This is a genomic window from Methylobacterium bullatum (assembly GCF_014845095.1).
In the GTDB taxonomy this organism is placed as follows: Bacteria; Pseudomonadota; Alphaproteobacteria; order Rhizobiales; family Beijerinckiaceae; genus Methylobacterium; species Methylobacterium bullatum.
Genome location: NZ_NKUG01000101.1, coordinates 1 through 9,206, shown reverse-complemented (window position 1 = coordinate 9,206; position 9,206 = coordinate 1). Strand labels below are relative to the sequence as shown.

8 protein-coding genes and 1 tRNA gene are annotated in these 9,206 nt (G+C 68.9%); 2 read left to right on the top strand and 7 right to left on the bottom strand.

Translation table 11 applies throughout. The features are described 5' to 3' along the window. Positions 1-111: 111 nt before the first annotated feature. Complete coding sequence (locus tag MBTS_RS15040) at positions 112-579, bottom strand: hypothetical protein (RefSeq protein ID WP_192215948.1); 468 nt, start codon at positions 577-579, stop codon at positions 112-114. A 371-nt stretch (positions 580-950) separates the two neighbouring features. Here MBTS_RS15040 and gph point away from each other — a divergent pair, with 371 nt between their 5' ends. Beyond that, entirely contained in the window at positions 951-1,640 is a 690-nt protein-coding gene (gene gph, locus MBTS_RS15035; protein WP_147832572.1) for a phosphoglycolate phosphatase, read from the top strand. 5 nt (positions 1,641-1,645) lie between these two features. Here the strand turns inward: gph and MBTS_RS15030 are convergent. The 4 genes from MBTS_RS15030 to MBTS_RS15015 form a co-directional block, all read right to left on the bottom strand. After that, positions 1,646-1,720 (bottom strand) — tRNA-Val (locus MBTS_RS15030). A 143-nt stretch (positions 1,721-1,863) separates the two neighbouring features. Beyond that, positions 1,864-3,585, bottom strand: a complete 1,722-nt coding sequence (locus tag MBTS_RS15025) for an ABC transporter permease (RefSeq protein ID WP_373321304.1) — start codon at positions 3,583-3,585, stop codon at positions 1,864-1,866. Positions 3,586-3,596: 11 nt separating this feature from the next. Then, entirely contained in the window at positions 3,597-4,625 is a 1,029-nt protein-coding gene (locus MBTS_RS15020; protein ID WP_056140148.1) for an extracellular solute-binding protein, read from the bottom strand. A gap of 125 nt (positions 4,626-4,750) precedes the next feature. After that, positions 4,751-5,830, bottom strand: coding sequence for an ABC transporter ATP-binding protein (locus MBTS_RS15015; RefSeq protein ID WP_187273434.1), 1,080 nt, complete (start codon positions 5,828-5,830; stop codon positions 4,751-4,753). Positions 5,831-6,214: 384 nt separating this feature from the next. On the opposite strand from MBTS_RS15015, the gene MBTS_RS15010 reads away from it, so the two are divergent. Continuing rightward, positions 6,215-6,739 (top strand): GcrA family cell cycle regulator, encoded by a 525-nt coding sequence (locus MBTS_RS15010; RefSeq protein ID WP_373321307.1) that lies wholly within the window; start codon positions 6,215-6,217, stop codon positions 6,737-6,739. Positions 6,740-7,018: 279 nt separating this feature from the next. Here MBTS_RS15010 and MBTS_RS15005 read toward each other — a convergent pair whose 3' ends face one another. Together MBTS_RS15005 and MBTS_RS15000 are read right to left on the bottom strand one after the other, a co-directional pair. Continuing rightward, on the bottom strand, positions 7,019-8,296 hold the full coding sequence (locus MBTS_RS15005) for an aspartate aminotransferase type Ic (RefSeq protein ID WP_056161549.1): 1,278 nt from the start codon (positions 8,294-8,296) through the stop codon (positions 7,019-7,021). Between the two features lie 69 nt (positions 8,297-8,365). After that, a partial coding sequence (locus MBTS_RS15000; protein ID WP_192215947.1) for an ROK family protein occupies positions 8,366-9,206 on the bottom strand: 841 nt, incomplete at its 5' end.

Sequence of the window (9,206 nt, the reverse complement as noted above, 5' to 3'; positions counted from 1 at the left end):
GCATGGGCGGGCTCTCGGGCTACGGGCTGGGCCGCTGAAAGTCCGGTGGCCCTAGCACGGCTGGCAACGCCGTCCAACGCGGCTGTCGCCGAACATGCGCGCCGATCGCCGTCAGGGGCGGGGGTTCTGGGGCGGCGTGGCACTCGGCCCGGCGCGGCCGGGCGCCTGTCCCGTGGCCACGGCTTCCTCGGGACCGCTGGCGGCCGGGTTCGCCTGGGCCGTACACACCACCGCCTCCTTCTGAAGCTGGACGTAGCAGATGCTCATCTCGCCGGTGCGGTAGTTCACGCGGAACACCCCGGCCTCGCGGGTGTGGCGGGAGGCGACGAGGCCGTATTCGGACGGGGCCTGGGCGCTGGCGCCCTCGCCGGAGCCGTAGCAGACGGTGAGGCCGACACTGCCTACAGCGCCTTCGCGCAGCCCGTACTGGCAGGACGTGACCTCGCCCGTGACCTTGTCGACGCGGTAGACCCGGTTGAGGTCGATCTGCGGCGCGGGGACGAATTCGAAGGAGGCGGCGCGGGCACCCGCGGCCGTAGAGGCGAGAAGGGCCAGCGCAATCCCTGCCCGGCATCCCATGGCTCGCCACGAATGGGTGGAGGCGGCTGGAACGGCGGATATGAACGCACGGTCGGTCGGCAGTGTCGAACGCATGGTCGCCTTCATGTCCTGATGCAGACAGATGAATCTTGCAGGGAAATCTCGCGGCCGCCTCCCTACAGCGGCCTTGCGGCGCAACCGTGACCCGCTCGCGGCGGCCTTGATCGCATCATGGCCGGATTCTACAGCATCGTGGCACGGAAAGCAGCCCGACCTGTACGTTAAGCCTTTGCGTGTGCATCGGATTTTTCTCGGCCCGCGGCGTCCGTGCGCCCGCCCACCGTCACACCGTCACACCGTCATCCAACCCGAGATCACCCGTCGCCACTCCACCAACCTTGAGAGTCCCCATGCCAAGCCTGCCGCCCATCGTCGTGTTCGACCTCGACGGAACCCTCGCCGAGACCGCGGGCGATCTCGTCGGGACCCTCAACGCGATCCTCGCCCGCGAGGGACTGCCGACTCTCCCCCTCGACCGGGCCCGCGACATGATCGGCGCCGGGGCGAAAGCACTGATCCAGCGCGGCTTCGAGGCCGCAGGCGAACCCATCGACGACGCCCGCCTGCAGACGCTCTTCGTCGATTTCCTCGACCATTACGGCCGGCATCTCAGCGAGCATTCCTACCTGTTCCCCGGTGTCGAGGCGGCGCTCGATACGCTGAGCGCACGTGGCTTCCTGCTGGCGGTCTGCACCAACAAGGTCGAGGCCCACGCCAAGCAGCTTCTGCAGGAGTTCGGCGTCGCCGGACGCTTCGCCGCCATCTGCGGCCGCGACACCTTCCCGGTCTACAAGCCGAACCCGGCCCATATCACTTTGACCGTCGAGCAGGCCAAGGGCGACGTCTCGCGCGCCGTCATGGTGGGAGATTCACGCGCGGATATCGACGCGGCCAAGGCGGCGGGGATTCCGGTCATCGCGGTGCCGTTCGGCTATACCGACCTGCCGGTGGAGCAACTCGGCCCCACGCGGGTGATCCAGCATTTCGATGAGTTGGTGGGGGCGGTGGATGCCCTCGTGCCGGCTATCGCTGCGGCTTGAGGGAATGGTGGGCGCGACAGGGATCGAACCTGTGACCCTTCGCGTGTGAAGCGAATGCTCTCCCGCTGAGCTACGCACCCGGACCGAGGGCCTTCTAGGGCGAGGCCCACGCGCCCGTCAAGGGCCTCTGTCGCCTTCTCGCTAAGCCGGCATCAGAGGGCGGTCGGCAGGTTGCCACCGGAGACGGTCCTCGCCCCCCTCCGACGGGATGCGGTCCGGGACGTTATCCGCCCCTCGGGGCGTTGTCCGCCGAGCCCAGGCGCATGAGCAACGCCACCGGGATCAGGCCGACGACCACGATGAGCAGGGCGGCGACCGCGCCGTCCTCGTAGGTGCCCCGCACCGCCTCCCCGTAGAGGTGTGTCGCCAGGGTCTCCACGTTGAGCGGGCGCAGGAGCAAGGTCGCCGGCAGTTCCTTGACGCAGTCGACGAAGACGAGGAGCGCGCCGCTGAGCACGGCCGGCCATGTCATCGGCAGGTGCACGCGCATCAGCGTGCCGACGGGGCCCCGGCCGAGCATGCGCCCGGCTTCCCCGAGAGAGCTCGGCACCTTCGCCAGGCCTGCTTCGCAGGCGCCGACACCGACCGCGAGGAAGCGCACGAGATAGGCGATGACGAGAGCGCCACCCGCACCGACGCCGATGAGCGCCGGAGCGACGCCGAACAGCGCCGTCATGATGCGGGACAGGGAGGCATCGGCGAGCGCCAGCGGGCCGAGCAGCCCGATCGCCAGGATCGCCCCGGGGAGCGCGTAGCCGAGGGCGGCGATTCGGATCAGCCCCTGCCCGAAGCGCCGCGCGACGAGGCGGGGGCCGGCGGCGACGAGGAACCCGCAGGCTGCCGCGAGCAGAGTAGCGAGGCCGGCATAGAGCAGAGTGTTTCCCGCCTCGGCGATGACGCCTCGGGGAAATCCGAGCCGGGTGACGCGGGCGATGGCGGAATGGACGAGATAGGCCGCCGGGATCAGGAAGCCGATGGCGATGGGAAAGAGGCCGAGGCACAAGGCGGCCGCGGCGGAAGCACCGGACAGGCGATGGCGGGCCATGCCGCGCTGGCGCTGGGCCGTGCCGGCATAGCCGCGCCCGCGCCGGCCCCAGCGCTCGGCCGCCAGCAGCAGGAGCACCATCGCCAGCATGACCAGGGCGATCTGCGCCGCGCCGGGCAGGTCGGACCGGTTGATCCAGGTGGCGTAGACCTGCACCGTCAGTGTCCGCACGCCCAGGAATTCGGCGGCGCCGATATCGTTGAGCGTCTCCATCAGGGCGAGACTGGTGCCGAGGGCGATGGCGGGGCGCGCCAACGGCAGGGCGACGTGGACGAAGACCGCCGTCGGCGAACGCCCGAGGATGCGCGCCGCCTCGATGAGAGTGCCCGCCTGCATCACGAAAAGCGCCCGCGTCGGCAGATAGACGTAAGGGTAGAGCACGAAGCCGAGGAGCAGGATGCAGCCCGGCAGGGACCGGACCTCCGGCAGCAGCAGATCCTTCGGCCGTGCCACGCCGAGAAGCTCGCGCAGGGTGCTCTGGACCGGGCCGATGGGATGGAGCAGGTCGAGATAGGCGAAGGCGACGATGTAGGTCGGCACCGCCAGGGGCAGCAGCAACCCGATTTCCAGGAAGCGGCGGCCTCGGAACTCATAGGCCGAGACGAGCCAGGCCGAGCCGACCCCGAGCATGACGACGAGGAGGCCGACGCCGCCCAGGAGCAGTGCCGTGGTGATCGTTGCCTGAGGCAGGACATGCGCCAGGAGATGCGGCCAGACGTCGCTCGACCCTCCCGCCGCGGTGAGCGCCAGGGACGCCACCGGGCTGAGGATCAGGGCGGCGAGCGCGAGGGCTCCCGCCGCCCAGGCCATGGGGGCGATGCGCAAGCGCGGCGCCGCCCTCGGAGCGGCCTCGGAGGCGATCTCGGGCTGCGATCGGGCCAGTTCGACGGCGGCCGACATCGGCCGGGGCTTCAGTTGTCGAAGCCCACCGTATCCACCAGCAGGCTCGCCGCCTTGCGGTTACGGGCGATCTCGGCGAGCGGCACGGTATCGATGGTCAATGGGCCGAGCGCCGTGAGCTGGGGGTCGATCGGCGCACCCGCCTTCACCGGATACTCGAAATTGGCCTTCGCATAGAGGCCCTGGCCTTCGTCGGAGACGAGGTATTCGAGAAGCTTGACCGCCTCGTCGCGGTTCGGCGCGCTCTTGGCGACAACCGCACCGGAGACGTTCACATGAGTGCCGCCGCTGGTGAAGACCGGCAGCACGACCTTGATCCCGTCGCCCCATTTCTGCTGGTCCGGGCCACCCTTGCCCGAGCGCATCAGCCCAACATAGTAGGAGTTGCCGAGACCCACCGCGCAGGTTCCGGCCAGGATGTCGCGGGCTACGTCACGGTCACCACCGGCCGGCTTGCGCGCGAGGTTGGCCTTCACGCCGGTCAGCCATTCCTTCGCCTTATCCGGCCCGTGCTTGACGATGTAATGGGCGATGAGCGCGGTGTTGTAGGGGTGCTGGCCCGAGCGCAGGCAGAGCTTGCCCTTCCATTTCGGGTCGGCGAGATCCTCGTAGGTCAGGGCCTTCTCCGCGAGGTCCTTGTCGGCATAGGCGACGCGGGCGCGCATGGAGAGGGCGTACCAGAGGCCGCCGGCATCGCGCAGGGGCGCCGGAACGGCGGCTTCCAGGGTCTCCGTGCGGACCGGCTGGGCGAGGCCGCGATCCACGAGCTCGATGAGATTGCCGATATCGACGGTCATCAGCACGTCGGCCTTGGACCGCTCGCCCTCTGAGGCCACACGCTCGGCAAGGCCCTTCTCGACGAAGACGGTGTTGACGGTGACGCCGCTCTTGGCGGTGTAGGCATCGAGCAGGGGCTTGATCAGGCCAGGCTCACGGGTGGTGTAGATATTGACCTCGGCGGCGGTCGCTCCGGCGATCCAGGCGAAGGCGGTCGCACCGCCGATCAGACATTTCGAGACCCAACCGACCATGACGTCCATCCCTCTTCTCTCAATGACCGGTTCTGGGCCGCATCTTCGAGAGAAAAGCAAGACTTATGTCCTCAGTTTATCATCGTTAAAAACTATACTTCTGGATATTACCGGGCACGAACAGCAAGGCTCGGTTAATCCAGTCCGGCGGCAAAAACCAGCCCCGCTCCCTTCGCAACGGTCAGGCCCACACGATCGCCCTCCCCCGCCGATGTCTCTTGGGAGACCGTGAGTCGGAACGGTTCGGGAAATCCATCCGCCGCCAGGGTCAACTCCACGACGGGCCCGAGGAAACGCCGCCGGATCACCCGCGCCGGATGACCGGATTCTGCGTGCCCCAGCCCGATCGCCTCGGGCCTGACGCAGGCGGTGACCGGCGCACCGTCCTCGATCCCCGGCGCCGGAAACGCGCCGAAAGGCGTCACCGCAGCGCCGTCGATGCAGCGCGTGGGGAAAGCGATGAGATCGCCGAAGAAATTCGCGGCGAACCACGAGACGGGGCGGCGATAGAGATCCGCGCCGGTGCCGATCTGGACGATGCGCCCGCCCCGCATCAGGACGATGCGGTCGCTCACTAGCAAGGCCTCCTCCGGATCGTGTGTCACCAGGAGCGCGGTGGCGCCGGTGACGCGCAGGACCGAGAGCGTATCGGCCCGCACCCTGTCGCGGTTGCGCCGGTCGAGATTCGAAAATGGCTCGTCGAGAAGCAGCACGCGCGGCCCCGGCGCCAGGGCACGGGCGAGTGCCACGCGCTGGCTCTCCCCGCCCGAGAGCGAGCCGGGATAGCTCGCGGCCCGGTCGGCGAGGCCGACCTGCTCCAGCCGCGCCTTCGCGACGGCATCGGCTTCATCGGCGCGCAGCCGGTGAAGACCGAAGCGGACGTTCTGCAGGACGGTGAGATGGGGGAACAGGGCGTAATCCTGGAACATCAGGCCGACGCCGCGCTCCTCCGGCGGCACCCGGGCGCTCATCGCTTGACCATCGAGCAGGACCAGCCCGCCGCTCGGCTGTTCGAGGCCCGCCACCGCTCGCAACAGAGTGCTCTTGCCGCAACCGGAATCACCGAGAAGCGCGATGATTTCTCCAGCCCGGACTGCGAGGGACACGTCGTCGAGGGCGTGTTTGCGGCCGAACTCGACGCTGAGCCCGCGCGTCTCGAGGCGCGGCGGCACCTCGCCGGAGCGGCGTCCCTCGGTCGGATCGGTCGCGGCCATGACCTGCCTCTCGCTACTCGGCTCGTGCTGAAATACGCGCTTCTCGCCCGATCCCGCCGCAGGTCAAGGGGAAGCTTGGCCAGCGGGCGGCGCGGCCGGGGGTGGACGAGGGATTACGCCTTCGCCGTCACGGCGGAGCCGCGTCCCGGCCGGCTCTTTCGCATTGCGCGCGGGACGCCCCCGACGGTTTGCCGGTGGAAAGTCCCCCCCTCCTTCCGGGTGCTCTTGCATCCGTGTCGAGGCGTCCTGTACGGTTCCGGTCGTCGTCGTAAGGGTGCCCTGCGCGACCACCATCCGTATGGCAACGGACGGAGTGGCCATGCGAGGTGTCGCAGGGATCGTCCCGTGTCGGTCGGGGGAATCGAGCGGATGTCGGAGGGGGCGATGACGGATACCGGTGCTGGCTGGACGGACGAGCGTGTCGAGGTACTGCGGCGCCTCTGGGACGAGGGACTGAGCGCGAGCCAGATCGCCGCGCAGCTCGGTGGCGTCACCCGCAACGCCGTCATCGGCAAGGTCCACCGGCTGGGTCTGTCGGGCCGCGTGAAAGCGGCGGATTCGCCCGGCAACGGCCGCAAGAAGCCGGCAATCCGCGAAGCCGAGGCCGACAACGTCGTGGAGATGACGGCTGCGGCCGATCCCGTCGCCGCGCCGAGCCTGCTGTTTCCCGAGACGAATGCGGTGGTCGCCGCCCAGAGTATGCCGCTCGCCGTGTCCAAGCGCGTGACCATCATGGATCTGCGCGAGTCCATGTGCCGCTGGCCGCTGGGCGATCCGACATCGCCGGAGTTCCACTATTGCGGCGACCGCTCGATCACCGGCCTGCCCTATTGCACCCACCACGCCGAGATCGCGTATCAGCCCGCCGCCGAGCGCAAGCGCGACCGCAGGGTCGGCGGCTTCCGCTGAGGCCATAGGGCTCGGCTTCCTTGTCACCGCCGCCTCGGGGCGGTGACGTCTCCCGCCCTGTCGCAGGCCGGGAGAGCCCCCTTCACCACCCGATCCCACGAACGTTCAGACCGTCCGCCAATATATGGTGGAGGATCGCGGCCTGTCGTATCTGCGACGAATGAGCGGGATGGGGCGGCAACGGTGAAGCCCCCCTTCGGCGGATTCGTCGATATGCTTTCCGGGCAGCTCCCCCCGCCCGGGCGGGGCGGAGGGATGCGCCATGAGTGGCGGCTTGCGTCAGGCCGCCTTCTCGGTCTCGAGTCCGGCGAGGAGGATGCAGAGGGCGATTCCCTCCGCCGCCGCCTTCACGTCCGAGAGCGAAGGGAAGGTCGGCGCAAGACGCAGGGTGCGGTCATGCGGGTCGCGTCCGTAAGGAGAGGTCGCGCCGGCGGGCGTCAGGGCGATGCCGGCCTCCTTGGCCAAAGCCACGGTCCGCTGCGCCGCACCGTCCACCGTATCGACGGTGATGAAGTAGCCACCTTCGGGCGTCGTCCAGGTCGCCGCGCCGGTTCCGCCGAGGCGGGCCTCCAGAGCATCGAGGACAGCCTGGAATTTCGGCGCGATGAGCGCGCGCTGCTTCTCCATATGCGCCTCGATGCCGGCCATGTCCTTCAGGAAGCGGACGTGGCGCAGCTGGTTGAGCTTGTCCGGCCCGATGGTGCGGAAGAAAGAGCGGCCGAGGAACCAGCGTACGTTCTCCGGGGAGGAAGCGAACATGGCGATGCCCGCTCCCGCCAGGGTCACCTTGGAGGTCGAGGCGAAGATGAAGGGCCGGTCGGGATGGCCAGCCTCTTCGCAGAGGGCGAGGATGTCGGCGAGGGGGTGGCGCGTCGCGGTGAGGTGGTGGACGGTGTAGGCGTTGTCCCAGAACAGGCGGAAGTCGGGGGCGCCGGTCTCCATGGAAGCGAGGCGCCGGACAGTCTCGTCGGAATAGGTCTCGCCGCTCGGATTGGCGTATTTCGGCACGCACCACATGCCCTTCACGGCCGGATCGGCGGCCAGTTTCTCGACGACGTCCATGTCCGGCCCCTGGCCGGTCATGGGGACGGGCAGCATGCGGATGCCCAGGGCCTCGCAGATGGCGAAGTGGCGGTCGTAGCCGGGAACGGGACAGAGGAAGACCGGCTCCTCCTCCTTCGACCAGGGCTTCACCGAGCCGGGCACGCCCTTCAGCAGGGCCCAGGCGATACAATCGTGCATGAGCGCGAGGCTCGAATTGTCGCCGATGACGATCTGGGCCGGCGGCGCCTGCACCATCGGCGCGAACAGAGCGCGCGCCTCGGGCAGCCCCTGGAGGCCGCCATAATTGCGCGCATCGTCACCCGCCTCGGCGAAATGATCGCCGTTGCCGGGCAACGACATCATCGCGCTGGACAGGTCGAGCTGCTCCGGCGCCGGCTTGCCACGGGTCATGTCGAGCTTGAGGCCGCGACTTTTGAAAGCCTCGTAGGCCTCGCGGGTCTTCGCGTGAAGCGCGTCGCGGGCGGCGGGATCGAGGGAAGCCAGACTCGTCATGGGAATACGCTCACGTCGTTGTGTGATTGTCCCCGTCCATACCGGCTGCGGGGCGCGATGGGGAGAGGCTCAGGCGGGGATGCCCCATAACCAGGCTGCACCCCGCACGCCGGATGCGTCGCCGTGGTGGCTCACCCGGATCGGTGTTCTGCACTCATCCGAGAAGACGTGCGGAAGAAGAAGCGCGTCGAGATCGGCGGTCAGTTCCGGCACCGTCGACAAGCCTCCGCCGAGGACCACCATGTCGGGGTCGAGGATGTTGATGACGCCGGCGATGCTGCGGGCGAGACGCTCCCGATAGCGGGTGATGCTCTCGGATGCGATGGCATCACCGGCGCGCGCAGCGGCGATCACCGCCTCACCGGTCGCTGCCGGAGCACCGACACGGCAGGCATGATCGGCGGCGAGGCCGGGGCCAGAAAGCCAGGTCTCGATACAGCCGTGCCGCCCGCAATAGCAGGACGGGCCGGGCCGTTCGTCGTCGCGCGGCGCGGGAAGCGGGTTATGGCCCCATTCACCGGCAATGCGGTTGGCACCCGATAGGGCCACCCCGTCGATGGCGATGCCGGAGCCGACGCCGGTCCCGAGGATGATCGCCCAGACGACCCGTGCCCCGGCACCCGCGCCATCCACCGCCTCGGAGACCGCAAGGCAATTGGCATCGTTCTCCGCCCGGACCGGTCGGCCGAGCCGTGCCTCGATATCGATGACGAAAGTCCTGCCGTTCAGCCAGACCGAGTTGGCGTTCTTCACGAGGCCGCTACCGGGGGTGATGGCCCCCGGCATGCCGATACCGACGCTGCCGACGCCTCCGGCGTCCCGCTCCAGGCGCCGGACCAGCGCCACGATCGCGCCGAGGGTGGCGTCGTAATCGTTTCGCGGGGTCGGGATCCTCGCCTCGGCGCCAACG

What these genes read in the sequence shown, in the direction of transcription:
- MBTS_RS15040 (WP_192215948.1), bottom strand. Translation starts at nt 579, where the DNA reads ATGGGATGCCGGGCAGGGATTGCGCTGGCCCTTCTCGCCTCTACGGCC.
- gph (WP_147832572.1), top strand. Translation starts at nt 951, where the DNA reads ATGCCAAGCCTGCCGCCCATCGTCGTGTTCGACCTCGACGGAACCCTC.
- MBTS_RS15025 (WP_373321304.1), bottom strand. Translation starts at nt 3,585, where the DNA reads ATGTCGGCCGCCGTCGAACTGGCCCGATCGCAGCCCGAGATCGCCTCC.
- MBTS_RS15020 (WP_056140148.1), bottom strand. Translation starts at nt 4,625, where the DNA reads ATGGACGTCATGGTCGGTTGGGTCTCGAAATGTCTGATCGGCGGTGCG.
- MBTS_RS15015 (WP_187273434.1), bottom strand. Translation starts at nt 5,830, where the DNA reads ATGGCCGCGACCGATCCGACCGAGGGACGCCGCTCCGGCGAGGTGCCG.
- MBTS_RS15010 (WP_373321307.1), top strand. Translation starts at nt 6,215, where the DNA reads ATGACGGATACCGGTGCTGGCTGGACGGACGAGCGTGTCGAGGTACTG.
- MBTS_RS15005 (WP_056161549.1), bottom strand. Translation starts at nt 8,296, where the DNA reads ATGACGAGTCTGGCTTCCCTCGATCCCGCCGCCCGCGACGCGCTTCAC.